The 23,230-nt window shown below is 57.3% G+C and carries 20 protein-coding genes and 2 pseudogenes; 6 read left to right on the forward strand and 16 right to left on the reverse strand.

The window, feature by feature from the left end; all coding sequences use genetic code 11:
* Window positions 1-6 precede the first annotated feature (6 nt).
* Entirely contained in the window at window positions 7-399 is a 393-nt protein-coding gene (locus CQ012_RS13525) for a VOC family protein (protein WP_105662458.1), read from the reverse strand.
* Window positions 400-1,114: 715 nt separating this feature from the next.
* On the opposite strand from CQ012_RS13525, the gene CQ012_RS13530 reads away from it, so the two are divergent.
* Both CQ012_RS13530 and CQ012_RS13535 read left to right on the forward strand, forming a co-directional pair.
* Window positions 1,115-1,702, forward strand: a complete 588-nt coding sequence (locus tag CQ012_RS13530) for an alpha/beta hydrolase (protein WP_105662459.1) — start codon at window positions 1,115-1,117, stop codon at window positions 1,700-1,702.
* Window positions 1,703-1,751: 49 nt separating this feature from the next.
* Window positions 1,752-2,045: a DUF6966 domain-containing protein gene (locus CQ012_RS13535; protein ID WP_105658559.1), complete on the forward strand. Its 294-nt coding sequence runs from the start codon at window positions 1,752-1,754 to the stop codon at window positions 2,043-2,045.
* Window positions 2,046-2,086: 41 nt separating this feature from the next.
* Here the strand turns inward: CQ012_RS13535 and CQ012_RS13540 are convergent, their stop codons facing one another.
* Entirely contained in the window at window positions 2,087-3,187 is a 1,101-nt protein-coding gene (locus CQ012_RS13540; RefSeq protein ID WP_146112966.1) for a hypothetical protein, read from the reverse strand.
* Window positions 3,188-3,265: 78 nt separating this feature from the next.
* Here CQ012_RS13540 and CQ012_RS13545 point away from each other — a divergent pair, with 78 nt between their 5' ends.
* On the forward strand, window positions 3,266-3,697 hold the full coding sequence (locus CQ012_RS13545) for a MarR family winged helix-turn-helix transcriptional regulator (RefSeq protein WP_105662461.1): 432 nt from the start codon (window positions 3,266-3,268) through the stop codon (window positions 3,695-3,697).
* Window positions 3,698-3,721: 24 nt separating this feature from the next.
* Here CQ012_RS13545 and CQ012_RS13550 read toward each other — a convergent pair whose 3' ends face one another.
* From CQ012_RS13550 to CQ012_RS13570, 5 genes are read right to left on the reverse strand one after another with little or no spacing between them, the layout of a single operon-like run.
* A complete protein-coding gene (locus CQ012_RS13550; RefSeq protein ID WP_013347838.1) occupies window positions 3,722-3,931 on the reverse strand; it encodes a DUF1653 domain-containing protein in 210 nt (69 codons plus the stop codon).
* Window positions 3,932-3,969: 38 nt separating this feature from the next.
* On the reverse strand, window positions 3,970-4,461 hold the full coding sequence (locus CQ012_RS13555) for a MogA/MoaB family molybdenum cofactor biosynthesis protein (RefSeq protein ID WP_105662462.1): 492 nt from the start codon (window positions 4,459-4,461) through the stop codon (window positions 3,970-3,972).
* Window positions 4,451-4,927 carry a cyclic pyranopterin monophosphate synthase MoaC gene (gene moaC / locus CQ012_RS13560; RefSeq protein ID WP_105658555.1) on the reverse strand — a complete coding sequence of 159 codons (477 nt, stop codon included), beginning with the start codon at window positions 4,925-4,927 and terminating at the stop codon, window positions 4,451-4,453. Before moaC ends, CQ012_RS13555 begins: the two co-directional genes overlap by 11 nt.
* Window positions 4,920-6,152, reverse strand: a complete 1,233-nt coding sequence (locus tag CQ012_RS13565) for a molybdopterin molybdotransferase MoeA (protein ID WP_105662463.1) — start codon at window positions 6,150-6,152, stop codon at window positions 4,920-4,922. Before CQ012_RS13565 ends, moaC begins: the two co-directional genes overlap by 8 nt.
* A gap of 3 nt (window positions 6,153-6,155) precedes the next feature.
* Window positions 6,156-6,407, reverse strand: a complete 252-nt coding sequence (locus CQ012_RS13570; protein WP_105658553.1) for a MoaD/ThiS family protein — start codon at window positions 6,405-6,407, stop codon at window positions 6,156-6,158.
* A gap of 37 nt (window positions 6,408-6,444) precedes the next feature.
* Between CQ012_RS13570 and CQ012_RS13575 the strand changes: the two genes are divergently transcribed.
* Complete coding sequence (locus CQ012_RS13575) at window positions 6,445-7,626, forward strand: ThiF family adenylyltransferase (protein WP_105662464.1); 1,182 nt, start codon at window positions 6,445-6,447, stop codon at window positions 7,624-7,626.
* Entirely contained in the window at window positions 7,623-8,027 is a 405-nt protein-coding gene (locus tag CQ012_RS13580; protein WP_105658551.1) for a molybdenum cofactor biosynthesis protein MoaE, read from the forward strand. The genes CQ012_RS13575 and CQ012_RS13580 overlap by 4 nt, the downstream gene beginning before the upstream one ends.
* Before the next feature lie 449 nt (window positions 8,028-8,476).
* Here the strand turns inward: CQ012_RS13580 and CQ012_RS13585 are convergent, their stop codons facing one another.
* The 5 genes from CQ012_RS13585 to CQ012_RS13605 form a co-directional block, all read right to left on the reverse strand.
* Complete coding sequence (locus CQ012_RS13585; RefSeq protein WP_146112967.1) at window positions 8,477-9,619, reverse strand: hypothetical protein; 1,143 nt, start codon at window positions 9,617-9,619, stop codon at window positions 8,477-8,479.
* 866 nt (window positions 9,620-10,485) lie between these two features.
* On the reverse strand, window positions 10,486-12,495 hold the full coding sequence (locus CQ012_RS13590) for an ATP-binding protein (protein WP_105662465.1): 2,010 nt from the start codon (window positions 12,493-12,495) through the stop codon (window positions 10,486-10,488).
* Window positions 12,492-12,704, reverse strand: coding sequence for a hypothetical protein (locus CQ012_RS13595; RefSeq protein WP_146112323.1), 213 nt, complete (start codon window positions 12,702-12,704; stop codon window positions 12,492-12,494). Before CQ012_RS13595 ends, CQ012_RS13590 begins: the two co-directional genes overlap by 4 nt.
* Window positions 12,705-13,406: 702 nt before the next feature.
* Window positions 13,407-13,730, reverse strand: a complete 324-nt coding sequence (locus tag CQ012_RS13600) for a hypothetical protein (protein WP_146112322.1) — start codon at window positions 13,728-13,730, stop codon at window positions 13,407-13,409.
* Between the two features lie 351 nt (window positions 13,731-14,081).
* A complete protein-coding gene (locus tag CQ012_RS13605; protein WP_146112321.1) occupies window positions 14,082-14,351 on the reverse strand; it encodes a hypothetical protein in 270 nt (89 codons plus the stop codon).
* Between the two features lie 28 nt (window positions 14,352-14,379).
* On the opposite strand from CQ012_RS13605, the pseudogene CQ012_RS13610 reads away from it, so the two are divergent.
* Window positions 14,380-14,505, forward strand: a pseudogene (locus tag CQ012_RS13610) (N-acetyl-gamma-glutamyl-phosphate reductase); the annotation flags it as partial.
* A gap of 224 nt (window positions 14,506-14,729) precedes the next feature.
* Here the strand turns inward: CQ012_RS13610 and CQ012_RS13615 are convergent.
* The 4 genes and pseudogenes from CQ012_RS13615 to CQ012_RS18060 form a co-directional block, all read right to left on the reverse strand.
* Window positions 14,730-14,924 (reverse strand): ATP-binding protein, encoded by a 195-nt coding sequence (locus tag CQ012_RS13615; protein ID WP_286134333.1) that lies wholly within the window; start codon window positions 14,922-14,924, stop codon window positions 14,730-14,732.
* A gap of 95 nt (window positions 14,925-15,019) precedes the next feature.
* On the reverse strand, window positions 15,020-15,433 hold the full coding sequence (locus CQ012_RS13620) for a hypothetical protein (RefSeq protein ID WP_105658543.1): 414 nt from the start codon (window positions 15,431-15,433) through the stop codon (window positions 15,020-15,022).
* A gap of 2 nt (window positions 15,434-15,435) precedes the next feature.
* Window positions 15,436-22,404 (reverse strand): DNRLRE domain-containing protein, encoded by a 6,969-nt coding sequence (locus CQ012_RS13625; RefSeq protein ID WP_181149081.1) that lies wholly within the window; start codon window positions 22,402-22,404, stop codon window positions 15,436-15,438.
* A 615-nt stretch (window positions 22,405-23,019) separates the two neighbouring features.
* A pseudogene (locus CQ012_RS18060) lies at window positions 23,020-23,211 on the reverse strand (IS30 family transposase); the annotation flags it as partial.
* Between the last annotated feature and the right edge of the window lie 19 nt (window positions 23,212-23,230).

Consider the following 23,230-nt stretch of genomic DNA (forward strand, 5'->3'; position numbering starts at 1 on the left):
CAGTTGCTAGGGCTCGCGCACGTCCCGGCGGATCGGGTGCCCTTCGGGTACTTGCACCAGCACGATTCTGGTGCCGTCGGGATCCTGGATCCATGCTTCGATCAGGCCCCAGTCCTCCTTGCGCGCCTCGCGCTGCACCGTCGCACCGCAGGCCGCCAACTGTTCCAGCTCTGCCTGCACGTCGCGCACCTGCACCCACAGCACCAGCGTGGACGGCATCCCTGGCGGCCGGTGCCCGGAGACTTCCAGCAGGCCATTGCCCAGGAAGAACACCAAGCCCGGCTGCTGTGCCGGACCGAATTCCCGGGCCACGGCTAGTTGCAGCACATCTCGATAGAACTGCTGGGTTGCGGCCAGGTCAATTGGCCGCAGCAGCACCCTGCTGGAAAGAACGTCCATGGCCACCAATCTAATAGCTGGCAGGCGCTCTGCCTAGGTGCGAGCCAAGGCGCATCCCGGCATCGGCACGCACGCCAGGATGCGCCGATTCCCGCTTACAGGTAGCAGGAAGGGCGGTAGCCTGGATCGGCCGGACCATCCGTGTTCAGGGCGTTGAGCACCCAGCGGTGGACTACAGGATCATGGTGGTCCTTCGAGTAAAAGATGGGAGACACTTGCTACTGGCCGGTAGTAACACGAAATGATCACAGTAATTTTGGTTTCTGTCTAGGGTTTTCTGGCGACAAGGTTTTGCGTGAAGTAGGATGCGTTCCCTCCAGATTGCGCGAATTTTTCATGGAATGCCCGCAAGCCTTCGCACTAGCTTGAAGCCTGCTTTAGGCCGGAGTTATCCGAGGTGACTAGCTGGTTTTTGAGGCTCGCATATGGTGGCCGGCAGAAGGGCGAGCGGGACTTGGGTGCTCTTCGCTTCAGATTTTCTGAGCGGGTGGCGCCCGGGGTACTGTGACGGATCGCGGTAATGGAATTTACTTGTATCTTCAATCAATTACGGTATGCTTGGCTTATTGAACCTTGTTGGGAACGCCGCCGGAAGGCTGTGATTCCACCATCGGGAACCGCCCGCAAACAACTTATGAGGAGTTGGCCTGCTATGAGCAACCTGTTGAGCGATTTGCGTTCCGCCAATTGGAGCAGCACCCCGTAATCCGGTGCCGTGTTGGTCTTCCTGCATGGCTTCGGCTCCAATGAACACGACCTGGGCTCGCTCGCCGAACCGCTGGGATTGGATCTGCCTTGGGCTTCGCTGCGCGCTCCGCTGGAATTGGGCCACGGCGGGGCCGCCTGGTTCCAGATCACCACTCCGGGCGTCCCCGACGCGGCGCCGGTGCAAGCGGCCACCGCGGCGATCTGGGCCTGGATCGATGCAAATGTAGACACCGCCACCAAGATCATTCCAGTCGGTTTCTCCCAGGGCGGGCTGATGGCCAGCCAGCTGCTGCGCACCCGGCCCGAGCGGGTGCTGGCCACCACGATCCTGGGCGGATTCGTCTTAGGCGGCACCCAGTCAGCCGATGAAATCATCGCCGCGCAGCGTCCAGCAGTGTTCTGGGGCCGTGGCACCGAAGACCGGGTCATTGCCCCGGTCGCCATTGAACGCACCACCAAGTTCCTGCCCGAGCATTCGACCCTGACCGCCCGCACCTACTCGGGGTTGGCCCACGGGATCAACATGGATGAACTGAACGACGTCCGCAGCCATATCACCGCGCAACTTGACCTGATACCGCTGGGCAAGTCCTGAAGCGCGGCTGGCGGGCAGCAGGGCCCGCCGGCCGGGATAACCTTGTGCCATGGACAATGTTGAGCAAGCACTGGGCAGAATCCGCGCGGCTATCGAGAAGCTGCACCTCGCAGCGGCCCAGGACCATGACGCGCAACGCGCCCATGCGGCTCGCTGGCTTGATGGCCTCTTCGAGGATATCGAAAGCCGAGAGCAACTGCGAGAGGCTTCCCGGAAGGCCTTGGAACTCTACCGCGGCGGCATGGGGTCCTTCCAAGATGTGGGAACCGCGGTCATGGATGACGCGGTGAGCGGACTGCGCCGAGCCTTGGGCTCCGCGCGCTCCTGGCTCTTGCGCAGCTAGGAGCGGCATCTGGCAGGGAGCAATCCCCGCGGCGCGTGCCGCTACGCGGCGACGGTTTCCTCGACGTCCCGGATCCTGGCATTTTCATCGGCCACGCGGGTTTTGCGCACGCTCCACGCGTGGGTCAGGATGACCAGCAGGATGCCGGGGATCAGCCAGAGGATTAGCCGCAGGAGATCCATGCCGATGGACTGCCCGGGGAAGTAGGCGAGGGTCTGCACTGCGTGCAGCCACCCGGCGCCATTCCAGAAGGTATTGAGTGCACCGTAGAATCCCGGCTGCATTTGCGGCTGGAAGATCCCGCCGGAACTGGTGAAATTCAGTGCGACGAAGCACAAGGTCAGCGTCGGGGTGGTCCAGTGGCGCAGCAGTGGATGCAGGCCCAGGCCCAGCAGGGTGATGCCGGCGGCGTAAACCCAGGAAATCAGCCAGATGCCCGCGTAATGATCCTCGATGATCCGGTAGACCGGGCCCGCGATCAGCACCGTGATTGTGGCAACCACCGCTGCGGCAACCGCCGCCATGGCGAAGCGCACGGGCAGCTTGACCTTGCCCATGAACCCGGCCAGCGGCACGGCGCTGGCGTAGCCGCCAATGCTCAAGGCGACCAGCAGGAAGAACAGCCCCTGCCCGGTGGTGTCCTGCTCGCCGGTGGGCACGACATCTTCGATGCGCAATGGCTGGCCTTGTTCGTAGGCCACCTCCAAGAAGACTTTCTGGGCGATATTCGCCGAGGTTTCCGACGCGGCGCTAGAGCTGTAGAGCGTTGCCGTGCCGCCGCTGGTTTCGTAGGCGGCCACGAGCTCGCGCTGCTCTACCAGTTTCCGGGCCTGGTCCGCATCGGCGACGGTGTGCACATTCAATGCACCGTCGGACCCATCCTGCAGGGTCTGGGCGAAAACCTTGGATTGCGCGGAATCGCCCACCACCGCCACCTGCACGTTGTGCGGACTGGGCGCGTGGAAGGCCCCCAGATAGAACAAGCCCATGATGGCGCACAGGAAGAACGGGATCAGCATGGTCAACACGAGCTTTCCCCAGCCCAGTGGTGCCGGCTTGGCTGCGAGGGACTTCTTCTTGGCCGGATTATCGGCATGCTTGGAAGCGGGGGATTGGCGCGGGGCGTTGTCGGTGAGAGTCATCAGCATTAAAGAATACGCTTAATGTTGCATGATGCAACATTGAGTGCCCGGCAAAGCCCTGCGTACTAGACTCGGAACATGGGCAAGGAACAGCGGGAAGCCGATATCCAATCGATCTTCCACCACATGCAAATGATTACCCGACGTGCCAATACGCGCTCACGCCAGTTGGCCGAGCCGCTGACACTCGTGGAGCATTCCCTGCTGCGCTTCATTGCCGATACGCCCGGAACCCGGGCCACCGACATTGCCGAGGCGTTCTCGCTGAACCGCTCGACAGTCTCCCGGCAGGTAGGCACGCTGCTGGACTTGGGATATATCGCCTATGATGATGCGGAATCCGGGCGCGGCCGCGTAGTGGAACTGACTGGCGTGGGCCGCGAGCGGCTTCAGGCTTCCGCCGCCGTGCACCGCGCTGCGGTAACCGATCGTCTGGAGGGCTGGAGCGAAGAGCAGATCTCGGCCTTTGCCAAAGCCTTGGAACGCTATAACGTTGCCGACTCGCAGTAGGTGCAGGGAAATCTGCAACTTGCCCTAGGCGATCCTGGCGAAACGCGGGCCGTTGTAGCCATCGCGTTCAACGTGCTCCGCAAACATCTCCAGTGGCCGAGCCCAGAAGCTGTAGTCATCGTAGAGCTTGCGGTAGAAGACCAGTGGCTCTTCGGTTTCGCTGTGTTTCCCCACGGCCAGCACCTCGTAGCGCTGGCCCTTGAAGTGCTGGTAAATTCCGGGTTCGATGCTCAACCTGGTGGCCTTTCTGATCAATGATGGTGCTGGAAAACTTACCGCGGTCCGTGCCCGGTGCCGCCGCTGCGCTGGACCAGCAGGTGCTCCAGGATCGGATCCAGGACGACCAGCCCGTCTTTCACTCCGCCGGTGGACCCGGGCAACGTGATGACGAAGCTGTTGCCGGAGAATCCTGCGACCCCGCGGGTAATGATGGACAGCGCGGTGGTCGCTTCTCCGCGCCGGCGGATGGCCTCGATGATTCCGGGCAGCTGGACATCCAGCAGCGGGGCAACCATTTCGGGGGACTGGTCATCGGGTGAGACCCCGGTCCCGCCGGTCACGATCACGACCTGCGCGTCGTTGGCCAGCAGGTCATCCACGGCAAAACGCACCGGCTGCCCGTCGGCCACCACCGTCGGCTCGCCGGTCTCGAAGCCGCGCTCGGACAGCCACCGGGTGATCAGCGGACCGGTCTTGTCTTCGGCGGTGCCTGCTGCGGCACTGGTCGACGCAACCACCACGGCCGCCATGCGGCTAGTCTCCACGAACCCAGTCACCGCTCTTGCCGCCGGACTTCGCCAAAACCTTCACCGAGCGGACCTCGGCGTGCTTGTCCACGGCCTTGACCATGTCGTAGAGGGTCAGGGCCGCAACGCTGGCCGCGGTCAACGCTTCCATCTCCACCCCGGTGACGCCCTTGGTGGTCACCTGGGCGGTGACGCGCACCGCGGATTCCTCGGCGGTGAAATCAATGGACACCTTGGAAATCGGCAGCGGGTGGCACAGCGGAATCAGTTCCCAGGTGCGCTTGGCCGCCATGATGCCAGCGACCCTTGCGGTGCCCAACGCCTCGCCCTTGGGCAACTGCCCGGTCATCAGCATCGGGACAACATCCGGGCGGGTGGCGAAGATGGCTTCTGCGGTGGCCACGCGCTTGGTGACGGCCTTGTCGCTGACATCGACCATATGGGCGCTGCCGTCTTCGCGCAGGTGGGTGAGTCTCTCAGACATTCATGCTCCAAATTTCGATGCTTTGGCCGGCAGCCAACTGGCTGACGCCTACCGGGATATGCACCAGCGCATCGGCGCGGGCCAGATCGTGGACCAGGTGGGATCCCGGATCCAGGATGGCGACCTGGCCATCGCGGATCAGCGCGCGGCGCACCTGGTGCTTGTGCTCGGGGGAACTGGCATCGGCTGCCAGCGGGTAGTGCCTGGGCAAGGGCTCTGGCAGGGCATTGAGCTGTCGCAGCAGCGGGGCCAGGAACAGTTCTGCCGACAGCAGGGCACTGACCGGGTTGCCCGGGAAGCACAGCACCGCTGCCTTGGCCAGTCGGGCGAAGCCTTGCGGACCGCCGGGCTGGATGGCCACATGGTGGAAAACCCCGCCTAGCGGCGACAGCGCTTGGCGGACCACCTCGTAAGCTCCGGCGCTGATACCGCCCACGGTTACGATCAGGTCAACCTGTTCCTGCAAGACATCGATGGCCAGGGCGAAGCGCTGCGGATCATCGGGCAGCTGCAAGGTGCGCACCTGCACCTGATAGCGGCGCAGCCAGGCTGCGAGCATAGGGGAATTCGAGTCCGGGATCTGGCCCTGGGAACGCTGTCCATCGCTGAGCTCATCGCCGGTAGTGCACACGGCCACCTTCAAGGCCCGGCGCACCGGTACTTCACGCAGCCCGCTGGAAACCAGTGCAGCAATCATGGTCGGGGTCAGCCGGGTTCCGGCCTTGGCCACCAAGGCGCCGGTTTCGAGATCACCGCCGGCGGGGCGGATGAAGCGGCCCGCGGCGCTGGGGGCCGAGAATTCCGCGTGGCCGCTGGGGGTGCCAAAGCCGGCACGAACCAATTCCGGGAAAGCGCCAGAGCCGCTTTCCTCGATGGGGATGACGGTGTCAGCACCCAGCGGGATCATCGCACCGGTCATCACCGGACTGACCGTGCCTTCAGCCAGGGATATTTGCCGATCGCCGGCAGCAGCCGTGAAACCCAATGGCAAAGAGATGGGGGAGCGGAGCGAGGCTGCTGCCAGATCCGCGCTGCGCGCAGCGTAGCCATCCATCTGCGAATTGGTGAACGCAGGGATGGGCAAAAGGGCGTACTGGTCCTCGCTGAGGATTCGATCGCTGGCCTCAGGGCTATCGATGGGCAGCACTTCATTGTCCAGGCAGGCGAAGACCGGGGACAGCAGCTCTTCAAGTTCCGCGCGATGGCTTTCCAGAGTGCAGGACATGGACTATCCGCCTGCGAACGGCGGCAGGACATCCACGGTCAGATCGTCGGCAGTGCCCAGCTCGCCGGCATCGCGGCGCACCACGCCGTTGATCAGGAAACTTCCGGCGCGCAAAACCTGGGCCATTTCAGGTCCGTAGGAATCGATCAGTTCGCTACGCAGCCTGGCGAGTGTATCGGGGCGTTCCCAGCTCTCCTGCTCGCAGCCCGCTGCTGCCGCCGCGGCAGCGAAGTAGCGTATCGTAATCTTCGACATGACTTCATGCTATCGCGCCTAGGCGATAAGGAGCACGATGAAAAGCGAACGCGACTTTCCCGCGCTTGTGGCCCCCGGGCCGCCACTGAGCGGCGAACAGGCTGCTCGCGCTGCACGCCAACTCTCGTTGCCCGGATTTGATGACACTGCGCAGCGCAGGCTGGCTGCCGCCCGGGTACTGGTTATCGGCGCGGGCGGACTAGGCAGCGCCAGCGTCCCGTATCTGGTCGGAGCGGGAGTAGGCTCCATCGGCATCGTGGATGATGACGTGGTGGAGCTATCCAACCTGCACCGCCAGGTCACGCACACCACCGCTAATATCGGCTTGGCCAAGACCGCTTCCCTGGCGCAGGCCGCCACGGCGCTGGACCCCAATGTGAAGATCATCGAGCACAACCTGCGCCTGGATTCTTCCAACGCACTAGAGATCTTTGCGAATTATGACCTCGTCATCGATGGCAGCGACAACTTCCCGACCCGGTACCTGTCCAATGACGCCGCGCAGCTCACCGGCATTCCCCTGATCTGGGGATCGATCCTGCAGCATCATGGACAAGTTTCCGTGGCCTGGCATGAGCATGGTCCTGGTTACCGCGACCTGTTCCCGGTTCCGCCGGCCCCGGGCACCGTGCCGGATTGCGCGGCCGGGGGAGTATTGCCTGGATTGTGCGGAACCGTCGGTTCGCTGCTGGCTACCGAAGCCTTGAAGCTGATCGCCGGAATCGGTGCCCCGCTGGTGGGCAAGGTGCTGATCTACGATGCGTTGGCGGCTAGCACCCGCACCCTCGAATTCTCCCGTGATCCCCAAGCAGGCGAAGTCACCGAGCTGATCGATTATGTGCTTTTTTGCTCGGGAACGCTGCCCGAAGCTGAAGGCATCGGCGCCGAGGCGCTCGCCGAAGCACTAACTGGTGATGCAGCTCCGGTTTTATTGGACGTGCGCAATGATGACGAACGCGCGCAACAGCACATCACCGGGTCCCTGCACCTTCCGCTGCCCCAGCTGGAAGCAGCCATCGAATCCGGGGCCGAACTGGAACAGATCCCGGCACAGGTGACGGTTTACTGCGTCCGTGGCCCGCGCTCGCAACGCGCAGCATCCTTGCTCGCAGGACGAGGCATCAAAACAAACTATCTTGAAGGCGGGCTTCCCGCTCTGGCCGCCGTGGCCCCGCAGCTACTGACCGAACCCGCACATACCGAAGGAACCCGATCATGAGCTACGCGCTGATTACCGAAGAACCTATCGACGAGGCTGCCGTCCGCGATGCCGTGCAGTCTGATACCGCCGGTGCGCTGGTGATGTTCCACGGGATCATCCGCAATCACGATGGTGGCCAGTCGGTGAATTCCCTGGACTACTCGCATCACCCGCAGGCTCAAGAATTCTTGGAGAAGATTATTGCCGAAGAAGAACGCACCGGCCTGAAGCTCTCGGCTGTGCACCGCGTGGGTCCGCTAAAGATTGGCGATGCCGCGCTGGTGGCTGCCTCGGCGGCTGCGCACCGCAAGGAAGCCTTCGACGCAATTGAGAACCTGGTGGAGCGCATCAAGGCCGAGGTCCCGATCTGGAAGAAGCAGCACTTCACGTCCGGCAGCTCCGAATGGGTGGGGCTGTAATCGTCTTGAACCCGGTCAAGGACAGTTGGGTGGATCTCGATTTGTTGGATTGCACGACAGGCCTCTTGGCTCGTGAATGGTGGGTCTGCCTGGAGCTCTTGATTTCATGAAGACCGGGTTTTCGACTGAAGTTGGCGGGGCATGATGAGAGACCTGAAGAACTATTGACGCAACTATTGACGGTACGGGGCTGGATGATCATTGGTGAGCTAGTCAAAGGTGTCTTGCAACTGATAATGGGGTCATAATCCGAAGAGGTTGCTGATAACACATGGTTGCAAGAAAATTCGGGCGTCGAGTTTTCAAGGATTTTAAGCTGAAGAAGGGGTGGACGGCAAGACGTCTTACAACCCATTGGTTATAAGACGGTGCCCGATTCATCGTTCTTTATAGAATACGGATTTTTAGCTGGATTACGGACTCATCCAATGAAAAAGAGGAGCAGTTCATCATTCTTCAGTAGTCGGTCGTTTTCTGGCATCCGCATCTCTGGTTGTTTCAAACCATGCCCGCCCGTGCTGGTAGCGGATGGCATGCCCTCCTAGACCTGCCGGTCTTAGATCGATCCGGTCCACGGCTCCACTTAGTGGCGGTAAGGGCCGCTTCCACTGTGATTCGTTTATCTGCGGATTGCGCTCCTCAACGAAGTTATCTGTGTCGGGTTGGATTTCTGCTGTGTCATTAGAGAAGTGTGCCGGCAACCCGATAAAGGAAGTGCCCGCGTATCCGATGAGTAGAGTTCTGTCTTCTTCGGCCTGCGTGGATATTGGTAACAGGGAATCTTCGTCCCAGAACCAGGTATTGGTCGCTTTGGAACGAAAATGTTCGTGAGTTAGGGAATTGATGTGATCGATCCCGTGAACCGGGCAGTAAACGGATGCCGTAATGCTGATGTCACCGTATAGGTCCACTTCGTCAGGGTTACCGCGTTTAAAATCGTTGATACAGATACACGAAGGTAATGAACGAGCATGATCAAAAGACACCATGCCAGCGTCTTCGGAAAGCGATGACCATAGTCCCTCAACCGGGCCACCCACGATCGGGACATGCCACACCATGTTGCCTACGCGCCTGCGAGCTAGGGACCGCCAGCCGTAGCGATGCCACTGGGCTAGTGCCAAAATGCTCACGGTTGCAGCAGCTGTTCCCAGATAATCGGATAATGCCAGATCTTCGAGTTCTTGAAGGGTGCGTCCTACCGCAGTAGGTAGTGCCATTGCAGTAGCTAACCAGAAGAGGATTGCGATCGAGCTTAAAGTCGCCGCCCAGGAGAGGCTGCGGTTTTTGATGCGTTTCAGTGACATCTGTGCATCCGGGCCTAGCTCGAGGGTGGCGCCGGTGTTGGACTCTGTGGCGAGATTCCGGACGGCGTGAATTTGTTGGTGGGAGATTTTTGTCTGGACAAGCCACCAAAGTGCCGCGGCGATGGTCCCAGCCCACCAGATAGCGGAATCTTCGGTGGTGTCGAGTGAATATGGTATTGCCGCATAGAGCAAAATGATGGGTGCCATGGCAACAGCCAGACGCCCAAAAAACCAGCCGGTAAGAGAAAAGAATAAGGCAACGAGGGTGGCAGAGAAACCGAACATGTCCGCAATTTGGTACGGGTGTTGCCAGTATTCTGGCGGAGGATCTTCCCAGCCCCGAGCCTCGATGAATGAGGCAACTGTTGTTATCAGGATGATCGCACAAGCGACAAGCATTTGTCGCCACGGACGGGGGCACAGTGGAAGCGCGTCCCATCCCTCGGGATTAGGTCTGATCAAGAAGTAAGTTTTATTCATTTTGCAACCACGGCGTTCATAAAATCATTCTCGCACTGGAATGAGGAAGAGTTTCTTCCAGCGTACTCATTCCAAATGGTCTGCGGCTTCTGGTCTGATAATAGGCGGCAAAGGATCTACGACTGTCGTCTTTGAGGGGAGCAAGTCGGATGGTTCAGAGGTCCCGTAGGACATGGGATGCAAGACATGCCAAAGAATAACCAAAGCTTTCTTTGAAACCGTCGCGAGATAATACCGGAATACCAACTAATTCTTGCCAAGCAGATTTACAGATATGGTTTGACAGGCACAACGAAGAGAATCTTTATCGCTTGTGACCTTAGCTAGGCCCTCGCATTTGTTACACGCGAACTCCCTCATCAGGCGTCTCCAGGACGCAGCAACGAGAGCAAATTCCGAGGGAGTCTGGTTCTCCCATTCGTTGAAGTGAACGATTGTATTGATAGCCCATTCTGCCTGTTTTGCTTCCAGAGCGGCCGTTTGAACCCGAGTATCCCAAGCGTCTAACTGAGCAACAAGCTCCGGTCGACCCCAGGAGTTAGCAGAATTTTTCCCCTTCCTAATAGTGGATCGAAGTGTACTGATGCTGCTGTTGAAGAGTTCCCCGAGAGTGTTTTGGCCATCAAGCTTGTATGGGATGGGTGCGGCGAGATTACTGGCACATTCGCGTCCTACGTGCTCCAGATAGGAACGTAAGGACCCAGCGGCAGTTTTCCATGACCTGCCTCTAGGAAGGTTTCGATTTCACCCCATGGTTCATAGTGTGCCCAATCGACGGGTCCACTATCGACATTCCAGGTTCGAAATTGAAGCACGTTCCGCCCCTGAACGAAGCCCAGTGACTTCATCTGACGCATCCATTGCTCATCATGCGTGGTCACAACAAACTGTGTGTCAGAAAACTGTTGAATCAACAACGTTACGACGAAGCGGCGATGGCCAGAATCAACCGACATCAGTACGTCATCCAAAGCGCACAAGGTAAATCCGGTACCCAATGTAAATTGAGCCAACGCGAGATAGAGGCATAGCCCCATCGCATCCTGATGGCCCTCGCTGTGGTATGCCCCAGGGGGAAACTCTCCGCGGCCGTAGAAGTCAACATTCATATCCAAGCCAGCACCCGACTGAGTTAGAGTGGCCGAAAACTGGCTCTCGTCGTCGGCGTTGATAGCGGAGTAGAAGAGCGCAAACTTCGACTGAACGGCAGAATAAATTTCTATGAGGCTCGCAGCAGTTGAATACTCGAAGACTTCGCAAGCTGTAGTTGATCTTAACGACTTCTCGGAAAGGCTAGAAGTCAGGCGTTTCTGTTCCGCATATTCATGAAAACTATGCGACAAAGATCGTAAGCGACCTTTTTGCTCGTCGGCTTCGTTTGGCAGGGGGAGCTCACGAACTTTCTTTTCGAGTTCGCAGGTCCACGACTTGATTGGAGCAATTTTCGACTTCGTCAGCGCCGCAAGTTCTGTCAGCTCCGAAGGGTTACTGATGCAACGAAGTGTCTTGGTTATTGCACGAATTACTTCAAGCTGTTTTTTTGTGTTGATTGCTTCCTGGCCAACCCCTTCAGCCACAGGAAGCGCAATTTCGATGGTTTGTTGTAAATCCGTGAAATGAGGGAGTAATCGGCTTGCTCTCAGTTTCAACGCAGCTATTTCTTCTCTTGCGGCGGCAGATTGAGCTTTTTTGCGTGCGATTACCTCCTCAAACTCGCCGAGTGGCCATGTGGTGGCGCAAACAGGACAGTCCGTGCCGTTGAACAGTTCCAACGCTGAATCTAGAAGAGCATCTGATTCTAATGCCGTCATGAACTCCGCTGAATTTGATCTATCAGCGGCATCCTCAACTAATTGGTCTAATAGACCATCGAGGTTAGTCGAAAGAGCAATTTCCACGGTGGAATGAAGCGCTGAGAGCCTTTGCAGCCATTCGTTTCGATTTGCTGATGGAGTGTAACTGCTCGGGGATGAATCGACCCCTTCGATGATCGCTTCGGGCGTTAGATCCTCTATTGGCGCAAGCCCTAGCTTTGTTCTGTTTGCGTTGATGGCTCTTGATAGCGTTTCAGGGTTAAAAGTTTCGATTCCCGAGGCATGAACCAATGCCCTCACTCGACTGGCGAGAACGGTTGCGGCACCTGCATAATCTCGTTTATCTGCATTTCGCACTCGAACTAGTAGCGCCCTCACTTGCCCAATGCGTTGAAGACCGAGCAAATCCGCGACACCGTCAGCTCGGCTTCTACCCTCAGCCAGCACGAAGCAGACAATCTCCCTTCGTGTTAGTGCAAACTCGGGATGCTTGAGCGTCCATTCGAGTGCCTCTTCCGCTTCGGGTGTTTTTGGGGAGATGGTTGGTTTTCGGGAAGTTGCAACGGACCTCCTAAGAATGTGGGATGAACCGGTTCCTACAACGGTGAATGTCATCTCGACCCAGGCATCTTTAGGAGTCTCGGCGATGTCGACATGGGGCGCATGGGACTTTACTGAAACCCCCGCCGTCCCGCTGCCTGTTAAGCGTGTGATAGATCCGGTGAGCGCAAACTCCAGTGCATCGATCACTCCGCTCTTTCCTGTCCCATTTCGTCCCGCAACTACGAAGGATTTTTGATTCATTTTGAACTCAAACGAGCGGATGCCCCGAAAGTTATTCACACGCAGTTTCTCAACCTTGATCATTTGTCGCTTCCTTCAAGCGCTGCGCGTATTTCAGCTTCATTCGGCACCTTGACGCGACTGAAAAGGGTAGCTAATTCTGAGCCTAGGCCTACGAAGCCGTCTTTTTCTTCCAAAGAGAGTCCAAAATCGATCATGATTCGATCTACAACGGAATGAACGGTCTCGTCCCCGGGTGCCTCATCAGGCGTAGTTTTCTCAGAATTGATCATGTGTTCATTCTGAAAGCTGGAGTCGTCAACCGCGGGCATTTCCATTTTCCGCGCGATTCATTACGTGGCTCTTCGCAGTTGAGGGTGCACATCTCTAATAGCAGTACTCAGTGTCCCGGGCGCGCCATAAAGGAACTAGTGCATTGTGTTGGAGTTGCGCGTCTTGGTCGCCGGTGGAGACTCTGGCGTATCAGAGGCGGTGTCCCATGGGATCAAATGTACCAATACTCGTGGAGTGGCCACTATAGCAACACATAGTTTGTGGTACTGGGTTTTGCGACGAAACATGCTTGAAAATCTGTTGTGTTTTCGAATGTCAGGAGTTTTGGTTGATCCCCACAGATCGGTGTGTCATTAACGACCGATATTGAGACCGCACAATTTATCTTGGAAATATTGTACTAGGCGTTGTTGCAATCTATGATACGGATCATTGAAATTGTCCAGACGGTGTCTGGACAATTTCAATGAGTCGCCACGTCGCCGTTTATGGCTAATGTGTCGGGCACCCATCAGTATCAAGTCGCCAATGTTGGCAACATGTTCAGCGGCGGCATGCAAACCATATGTCATCGCATCGGTATTCAGCGGTTCGATAAGCTGATTGCCGTAATCCCGGTGAACTAGCTTGTTGCTTGAAGATCTCCGCTATGGTAGGAACCCCGCTGCTCGGTTCACCATCCGTGAACTATTTTTGGCTGCTCAGCCATAGTATTCTTCCGCTCTGAGAAATGATTGGACTGGACTTGACCATTGCACTTCGCTTCCCATAAGTGCCTCGGACAACTCAATTTCAGACTCAAATAGCGGATCGTGATTGTCTCCTCCCTCCCCAAGAGGTTCTCTACCCGGTAAGAAACTCACATCCCAGAAAATTTCCGGCTCGTGACCGAGGATACAAACTATCACTTCGTAGTTTTTCCATACGCCACTGGTCATACACCCAACGAAGACGTCGACGCCTAGCCTAAAATTTTCAATACCGGGGTTCCAACTGTGCGATTGGGAGGACTCGTTTTCAATCATCTGTAACCGCCTCATCCGCGTCTGCAGTTCTTCTTTTACCACTAGTACTGCCCTCGATGCCCGTGGTTTTTCACGTGAGTTCGCCTATTTTTGACCTGAGTATTGAATGAATCTCATAGATTAATTAAGATGAGAAAATACACATGTTGCAGATTCTTCCACACCATACTTAGGTTTGGCTGGTTACCTGAAATATTCAATCATTTACAGTTCAATGTAATAGCCAAAGGAATCGATACCGAACATTGATGGAACAAACAATGCATTAATCCTGAAGTGTAATACCAGCGCTGGCCAAAATATGATAGTAGGTCTTCGGCGCGATTTGAGTTTCCAATAGTAATCAGAAGCTCAAGGGTCAAATTCCTTTCTTGGACTATCCATAAAGGGACCCAGTGGGTCAAATGGTGAAGCCAGAAGCCAGGATATATTGAGGCAGATGGTGTATGTTATCGCCAATTCAATAAACACTTGGGCCGCAGTGTAAGTAGCAATCGTCTTCATTTTGTATTCATTTTTCCAGCGAAAATCTTGAAAAATTATCACACTAAGAACCAAGGCAGGAACTGTGGCATGCATTACATATAGCAAATTATCCATTTTTATTACACTGAAATCCATTAGGGCCATGTTCCCGTCAACGCGTAGTCAGCGGCCAACCGCCGGCGCTGTGCAGGGTTCAAATCACGCCCAGCTGCAGCTGGCCTTCGACGCCCATGCCGGTCGCGTGATAGTCCCGCTGGCCCTGGATAACCTCACCAAGGGCACCGCCGGCGTCAATGCGTAGTGAGCGCTATCCAGTCGTACATTAGAGCTATTCGATACGCGCACAGGTGCCTCCAAATACGTCTGCTAATACACGATGGTTGGAGCCAGTGTTTAGCAGGAGTATTTGGTAGCACCTGTGTATCGAAACGGTAGCAGTAGTACGTGGACCGGATAGCACTCCGAAATCAGAGAAATCCACGCACCACCACCCGTTTACTGCTCTATGGTGTTCTAATGACTTGTGATGTACTCATACCGGCGCATGTTCGGCCCATCGAGCTGAATCATTTCACTCTTGGAAACCAACCGATTCAGAATCGACTCAGCAACCACCGCATCATACAACGACCGATACCAGTCCTCCGAATCAAACTCCAAAGTGACGATCGTCGACCCCCGATGCTCCCGAGCCGACAGAATATTCAACAGCTCACTGGCAATATGCCAGAATAATTACAGATATTAATTGTTGTGAAATGCGGGAGTATTTGTATTCGCACTTCATACTAATCAATAATGCTTTAAAGCTCATCGACAAAGAAATGATTTTCCAACTTGCGAATTGCGGACTGAATCGTGATCCCTCCTGAAGCTTTGATTACATTAGAGATCGCCAATCTAGCTTGCCGATCATCAAAGGAATCCAATTCGATGGCACGCTTGTCAATAAATCTTTTGTCATTTTCTGCAAACTGCGGCGACCGAACCCTGATGGAAAAAACATTCCCAATTTCTTCAGAGAAAATCTCCAGTCCTAGCTTCCGGTAACTTAATCGAAGCTCATACATAGTTGCCCAAGGCATTCCAGCAAGCCCGAAAAATTGATTCGGGGGATACCTTAGGTTCTCTTCCGGCTCATCGCCTGCGAAATTGCCATGAAAGGGTTCCTCCATAAAATCAATGGATATCCTGTGGAGAAAAGAAGAATTCGCCAATTTTACCACCTTCTGACTTTTACGTGATAATTTCCATACTTATTTGGGTATCCTGAAGTTTTTTTGGAAGAAGGGCGCTTGGAATACCTTTCGAGGTTTCCGTATTTTCCCCGCTTGCCTTGCTTTGCTGCGGGATTTCGATATCCGCGTAGACCACGCGAACTCATAATACTTCCACCCTTGCTGCCATAATTATTTACATAATGGCCTCTTCTTCCGGCATGTATTCTCGTTGCTTTTTTCCAAACTTTTCTACTTACGGATTTTCCGTAGGTTGCACTACCTCCATATCTCGAAGTACGGACTAATCTCGCCGCTTTGAAGGTAGATCTAGAGATTCGCGTTGATTTGTACAATTTATACCCATGATACGCAGCACGCGCAGCCCGTACTCCAGCGGAAATTCCTCGCAACGGAATTGCTACAGCGTTTACTCCAGGAATGAATGAAGCTGCAGTAAGCACAACATCAGCTGTGTCCCACCATCCCCATTCCCCAGATACGTCGTTAGCGTTTACTGGATTCTGCGGGTACACATACGATGTCGAGTTACCGCCTTCAACTGGGTCGCGGCTGGTAAACAGGCCAGTGACCGAGTTATAGAGTCGAGCTCCCATCAGGATCAGCCCGCTCATGTCGACTGCGCGTTCATCGGCTCCGTGCCATCCGTAAGTGGTGGCGCCGGTGTTCACTGGTTCGGTGAGCTGGTTGCCGTACTCATCGTACTGAGCCCATCCGGTGATACCTTGCCCTGCACCGGTACCGGTCAACGGTAAGGTCGCGACTACGTCCCCGTGGGGGTTGTTCACGGCCAGTTCGACGGTGTTCCCGGTAATGGTCAACGCCAGGTCTCCACCGATGGTGGATTCGTACCTGGTGGTGATGGTTTGGGTACCTTGCTTACGGGTGCTCCAGGCAGGGTTATCCGAATCATCGGCGTAGTGCTTGGTTTCGGTTCCTGCAGCCGCGGTTCCCGTAGAGGTCACCGTCAGGCGGCGACCTGACGGGTCCCGGGCGATGGTTGACGTGGTGCCGTTGCGGGTGATCGCTGCGGCCGCGTCATCGGCGAAGTACTTCACCGTGATCGCCCCAACCCCGGCCTTCACTCCGTTGGCAGCTGCTGACGCATCCGCTGCAGGAACCGTGGTCTGCCGTCCCAACCCGTCATACACATACCCAGCGCCCACGCCGACGCGGTCTGCTGCGTCGTAGGCCCAGGTCCGCTTGGCGGTCTGGGTGCCGTTGACCGTGGTGGTCAGCGTGGTCCGATTGCCGTTCTTATCAAACGCATACTTCCGCACCGTCGTGGGGGTGACCGCACCTTCCTCGGAGTCTGTATTCAGTGTTTCACCAGGTTGGGCAGTGATGTCCTTGACTTCGGTGAGTCGTCCAGCTCGGTCGTAGGTGAACGCGCGATCGTAGGCTGCGCCGCGGTCTCCTGCGGTTGAGGTGCCTGCGAGCACGTCGCCTTCGGGGGTGGTTTCACCCATGATGCGTCCGGTGACGTCGCGGTTCAGTTCCCACGCGATCCAGGTCCCGTTCGAGGTGGTTCCGTCTTCGGCTTTCAACGGTCCGTCGTAGGCTAGACGGACTTGTTTGCCGGATTCGTCGTAGTCCATTTTCTGGGTGAAGCCCCCGGGGATGACCTGGGTGAGGACGTTGCCGTCCCCGTCATAGCTGGCCTTGTAAGTGGCGGTGCTGGTGCCGCCGTGCTTGGACACGGTCATGCTGGTGACCGCACCCTGATACTCGGTGGTCCCATCGTTGGACAGTGCCCCGTACTTGTACGTGGTGGTCGAGACAGGGGAGACCGTCTTGGAGACGTTGCCGAATCCGTCGTACTCGGTGGTGGTCGTTTCTCCTAGTGAGTTCGTGTAGGAGGTGGTGCGTCCCCACAAGTCCTGGGTCCACTTGATCTCGGATTGCGGCAGTGAGCCGGAAGCTACCGCGCGCACCCCGTTCTGTACGCCGGTGGCGTCGTAGAGCTTCTCTGCCGGTTGCACCGCAGTAGTGGTGATGCCGCTGGTGGTGACAGTGGTCTTCAGCTCTTGGCCGTCGGCTCGGTAGGTTTGGGTGGTGGTGCGTTTGGCGCCATCGGTCCCGGTCGAGGCTTCGGTGAACGTGGCCGGCTGGCCATAGATGTTGAATCCGGTCTGGTGCTTGGCTACCGACCCGGCGCCCTGCGGGGTGTTCTTGCACAAGTACCCTGCGTACTCCGGAGCATTGCCGCAGGTAGCATCGTCAGCATTCGCTGCGGCGGTGTAGTAGGTGCTCTTCGTCGTGCCAGCATCGGCTCCCGCGGATTTCGGCTGCCGGGACTCGATCACGCGGCCCTGGTCGTCGAACCGGGTTTCAGTGACGATATTATCCGCAGTTTTAGCCATGACCTGGGTGACCTTGGTCGGTGAACCAACCACCCAACCTGAGCGTAGGTTGTTCTTGTCTGTTGCGGCTTTCCCGTTCTTGTCGGTCGTGTAGGCGTTATAGCCGTTCTCCACGTGGGTGATGATAGGTTCCCCGGTGGCATCTGGTTCTGTTTTCCCGGAGCTGGCCTTTGAAGTCACTACCGTGGTTGGCAGCATGCGCGGCATGCCCCCGGCGTCCACATCCGTGATCGGCGTGTAGCTGGTTTTGGTATGGACACGGGAGGGCTCATCGTTTTCATCGGTGGTTACCGGTGAATAGGTGTCGGTGACGTAGCCGCGGAGGAACTCGGCGGTCGCCTCATTCTTGGCGATTTCTGCAGCTTTTTCCGTGGCATCGGTTTTGGTTGAGAGGCCGTTGCCTTCATTATCGACGAACTTCGCTAAGTCAGCGAAGTAGACGCTTATGGACGCATAGTCTTCATGGCTTTTGAGTACCCCGTCCTTGATATTGGATGAGTCTTTTGCCGCAGCCAAAATGAATCGAATGCCGCGGGCATCGTAATCACGAACGATATTGCCGTCCGCGTTAAACACGTTGGCTGTGATCTGCCAGGCGCCTGCCGCATAGGATGCGGTGTTGACGACGCGGTTCTGCGGATCCGTATAGTGCAGGTCTGCATACTTGAAATCAGCCGCGGTGACAGAGGATGCTTTGGAGGTTTTAACGTCTTTTCCTGGCCCGAATACTGCGTAACCCGTGACCGGTCGTTTAGTGCCTTCTTGCTCCCACAGCTTGACTTGGCCTTCGGAAAGGTTGGGGGTGTTCTTCCCATCGCCTACGACGTCAAGACCGTAGACGAAGCGCGCAGTCTGGACTTTTGTATTGCCGTCGGTCGCGTTGCCGCGTTCGACGAGCTCAAGCCAGTCGGAGCGGTCTGAGTCGTTGGCCTTGCCGTAGGTGTAGTAGGTGGGAGCATCCACGCGGGAGCCTGAGCTTGTTTTCTCTTCCGTGGAAGCCAGCAATGGTACCCCGGCTTTGGAGTCAGTGCTGTAGGTGTAGGTGGTGGTGTCTCTGGTGCGATTATCTTTCACACTGATCAGTCGTGCGTCCAGGCTGGTTCCGTCATACCCGTATTCGGCAATACCTACGGTGTCCATCGCCTTCTTGGCTGGGTCCCAGGCGGTGTAGGTGACCTTGGTGATTTTGCCTGACGTGTCGTAGGACAGGTTGATGCGTCGGCATCCCTTCACCGGAGTTGCCTCAGTGTGTACGAGGGTCGCCGTGTCGCAGATGAGGTTGGTTTCGGTGCCGGCGATGACCATGGTGGTTTGGCCGGCCGTGTTCGAGACGAATTTGCTGGTCCCGGTGCCGTTGCCGCCGGTGACGGTCTCGGTGATCCATTCCCAAATCTTGGGGTTACCCTCCAAGTTGGCACCGCGCTTGAACGTAGTCACCGTTCCGTCTTCTTCGGTGACCTTGATCCGCGCGTTGGTTCCGGAGCCGGACAGGGCGAGCTTCCAGCCCGAAGCGGTGGCGTCTTCGTTGGCCGGCGTGTAGGTTCCGGTCTTCAACGACACACGGCCGTTGCCTGGCTGGCGGAAGACGGCTGCGGTTTCATCGTCACTGACCAGGGTGATGGAGCCGTCCACTGCGGTGGATTCGGCGACCAATAATCCTGCCAGCCCTTCGTCGGGGCCTTCGATGTTGGCGCGCCATCCTTTGCCGAAGATGCGGGAATTGGCTCCGATCCCGGAATAGGAGGAGTAGGAGCGGCTCACCGACAGGCCGGTATTGCCGGCGTTGACCTCGACGTCGGTTTCGGAAAGGTTCAGTTCGCCGGTGGTCAGTGCGACCTGGCCGTCGCCGGCCTCGGCGACGGGGTAGTTGTCTCCGAAGGCGTGCGGCAGCTTGGTGACCTGGACTGGTTTTTTGGACTTGTTCGTGGTGCACTGCAGCTTAGAAGTTGATGGTGCTCCGGCGTAGTCGAAGCAGACCTGTACTTCTACGAGTGCTGCAATCCGGTCTTTGCCCAGCTCCTTGAGTTTGCCTGCCGGAGCTGCTGCGACATCGATCATGGTGTCGATTTTGACGGGCTGGCCCGCTGCGATCTCTGCCAGTGTTGCCGCTTCGTACCAGCCTGCAGTTGCGCCGTATGTTGAGGTATCTGCCGTTGCGCTGTTGGCTTCGCGCCAATATACCTTTGGCGTGACCGCACCGGTGGAGGAGGTGGGCCCTTGACCGGTGACCTTGAATGAATCCGAGGTCGTGGAACCGGCAGCGGGAGAGCTGAGGGAAGCGACGCCGTTGCCGAAGGTCCACGTGGTGGTTCCTGAGGTGTTGTTGGCCAAATCTGTGGCTTTCACCCGCAGCACGTTCGCCCCCACCGGGTTCAGTGCCACCTTGGCTTCGTTGGCCGTGGGCTTGAGCGCCTTCCAGGGGGCGTCGTTCAGTTGGTAGGAGATCGTGGCGGCATCTGCGTTGGACTTGAACGTGAAGGTGTTCGAAGCGGGCTTCGCAGGCAGCCACCCGTTGTTAGCGATTCCGCCGGTGGAGGTGATCGTTGGGGCGGATGGTGCGACAGTGTCAACGGTGAACGTCGTGGCAGGTCCGGCAGCCTTGGACCTCAGCGTGCCGTCATTGGCCCAGGCCTTGACGGTGTAGGTGCCGTCTTTCAGTGCGGCCTTGTATATGGAGACCTGTTTGGAAGCGACTGATGAGCCAGCTTGCTTGCTCAGGGTGCTGGTGCCGGTCATGTCGAACTCGGCATTGACTTTTCCTCCGTCCGGGTCAGTGACCGTGGAACGGAGTGTTTGGGATTTCTTGTTCACCCAGAGCTTTCCGGTGGAGTCTTTGACGGACTCGCCTGCGCCGAAGGACACTGCTGAAGGTGTGCTGGGGTAGGAGTTGTAGGTGACGATGAACTGCGGTTCGATTGGATCATTGGCACCAGCAATGTAGTTTGCTGAGCGGTACCGCTTCCAGGTGTAGTTGTTTGTCTCATCGGCTGCGATCAACCGGACCCCGTAGTTCTTGGTGGGGTTATCTGCCCAGTACTGGGCGATCGGGGTGATCGGGTAGTAGACGTATCCTGCAGCGCAGCTCGAAGAGTAGCCCTTGGAGACGTTGTTCGTCCCTTCACCACTGGTCGTGGCGGTGGGCTGCTTGGTCCAGCGGACATCGGAGGAAATCCAGTCGCTGGTCAGTCTTTGGACTTTCACTGGGGCGGAGGTGCACGAGTAGGAATGGTAGTTATGCATCTTCAGTTCGGCTTTGGTGATCTTCTTCCCATCCAAGGCCGAGGAAGCGAACTGCAGGAACGAACGTGACTTCAATGCGCCGGCGTTGAACGTGCCTACACGCAGTTCCGGGTCGCCGGCCTTGGAGCCCGGGACATCGGCCTGAACCCACGTATCAGAGACACCCGACGACCAAGTCGGATCAATGGTGACCGGGTACTGACGCTGTGGATCTTGCAACCAGGCGGCATCAGCGTTCAAGGTGAGCACCGGGACACCATCTTCTTCGGTGAGCGTGGTGTCCACGGTGCGTTCGGCAGGATGCAGTCCGGATGCTTCATCGATTTTGGCATCCCACATCGTTGGCGCCGGGGCGAAGAACACAGTCTCGCCCTTACCGTTGATGGCGCGAAGGTCCCCGGTGTCCTTGTCCCTTGTGAGCTTCAAACCTTTAGAGAGCTTGATGGGGAACCGTAGCGACACGTCCCCTTCGGGGGCTTGTTCCAGGACGGTGCGGTGTGAGAAGCCCGACCGCAGCGGCTCGACAACCACGCTGGCGTCCACCGACTGGGGTCCGGCAGGCATCTCGAGTGACGGTTCCGCTGATTCGGTGGCCGGCTCTGAAGAAGTGCTTGCGGGTTCAGAAGGCTCCGGAGTTGAATCTGAGGATTTTGCATCCTCATCCTCTTCGGGCTGCTCTTCATTGACCTCGGGAGTTTCCGTTTCGGTGGGAGACTCTGAAGGAGCGTCCGAAGGGACTGGGTCCACTGTGGAGGTTTGTGGCATGACGTCGCCGGATGGATCTTCGATGATGGGCACCTGCACTTGTTCGGTGTAGGTGGCTTGGTTCTCACTGATCTGCGGGGCAGGTAGTTCACCTTCCCAGCCCAGCTTCAAGGTGGAGCCTTCGTGCTCACCGGTGGACTCCAGCTGAGCGAGGATTACCGAATCCTGGGTGGGGCCATCGCCGATGTCGTCGGTTCCGTCCGCGATGGTGAGCTCGGTACCATCACCTACGACCGGGGATGCGGTGTCGGTCAGTTCCCCGTCGGCGCCTAGGGGAACGAAGCTGTCTTTTCCTTCTTTGAAGCGGGCCGCTGAGGTCGTTTCGGACGTCCAGGTTCCATCCGGGTTGGCGAACACCTGTTCGGTGGCCGTGCGGAGGGACAAGTCTTCGACGCGCTGACCGGTGGCCTTGGCCGTAATTTGGGCTGAAACCCCATCGGGGCGTTCAGTGACGTCCTCGACGGTTTGCTCGGTACCCTGCGGTTCCTCGTCTGCGAAAGCAGAGGGAACGAAAAGGCTCGATGCCAGCAATGCTGAAGTGCTGCCTATCGCGATGGCAGACAGGATTCTCCTCTTGCGCACTGTGAAATCTGTCCACAAGCGTGCAGAGGTATCCCCAAGTAAGTGGTGCACCATGACCCCGTTTTCGATAAGAAATTAAGCTGGCACATAGCCAACACATAGATTCTGCTATAGGGGCACGTCACATAATGCAATTTTTGATGGAGAAATGAAATTGTAGCCAAACTGTGACTAAATCTTGCTTGGCTAACTAACAGCTAAGGGACCGTCTGCATTCATGAAGGGATCGGGCGTCCGCTGGCGCGGCCGGCTGTTGGCCCGGACTTCGTCCGGTCTTTTCCTGTTTTTTGCTGCTGTCCTTCGGAGTGTACGGGCCACCTCCAAACCCACAAGCCACTCGCTGCGCTTCGGGCGTGCTCCACCCAGAAATTCTCGGGCCGCGCTCTTTCGTCGCTTCTTCCGGCCCAAGATTTTCGTGGGTTGCGCAGCCCTGGCGGGTTGATGGATTTTCCGGCTGGCCCCGCTTCATTGCATTTGGCCGGCAGAAAAATAACCGGGGGACGATTTTGGCCGGCTGGCCCGCGCGTAGGCAAGCATACGAGCGGAGGTTGCCCGATAACGGGTACCGGGTTTCGTGTTGCGTGGAGGATAGCGATCTCCCCGCGTTGGGCGAATCGTCAGGGACCGTCCTTTCAAAGTTCCTGCCGTGGCGAGGTCGGACGCCACCGGCAGCGGCTAATATAGTGCGACCCGTACGCCTGCTGGTAGTGATCGGAACCACGGCATCGGTGATGAAATCACCAGCCTGCATCCCCGCCGAGAGACCTGCAGCAGATCCGGACGGAAAAGGACCAAGTACATCGCCATGTCACCACTCATCCATTAA

The organism is Arthrobacter sp. MYb214 (assembly GCF_002979865.1).
Classification (GTDB): Bacteria; Actinomycetota; Actinomycetes; order Actinomycetales; family Micrococcaceae; genus Glutamicibacter.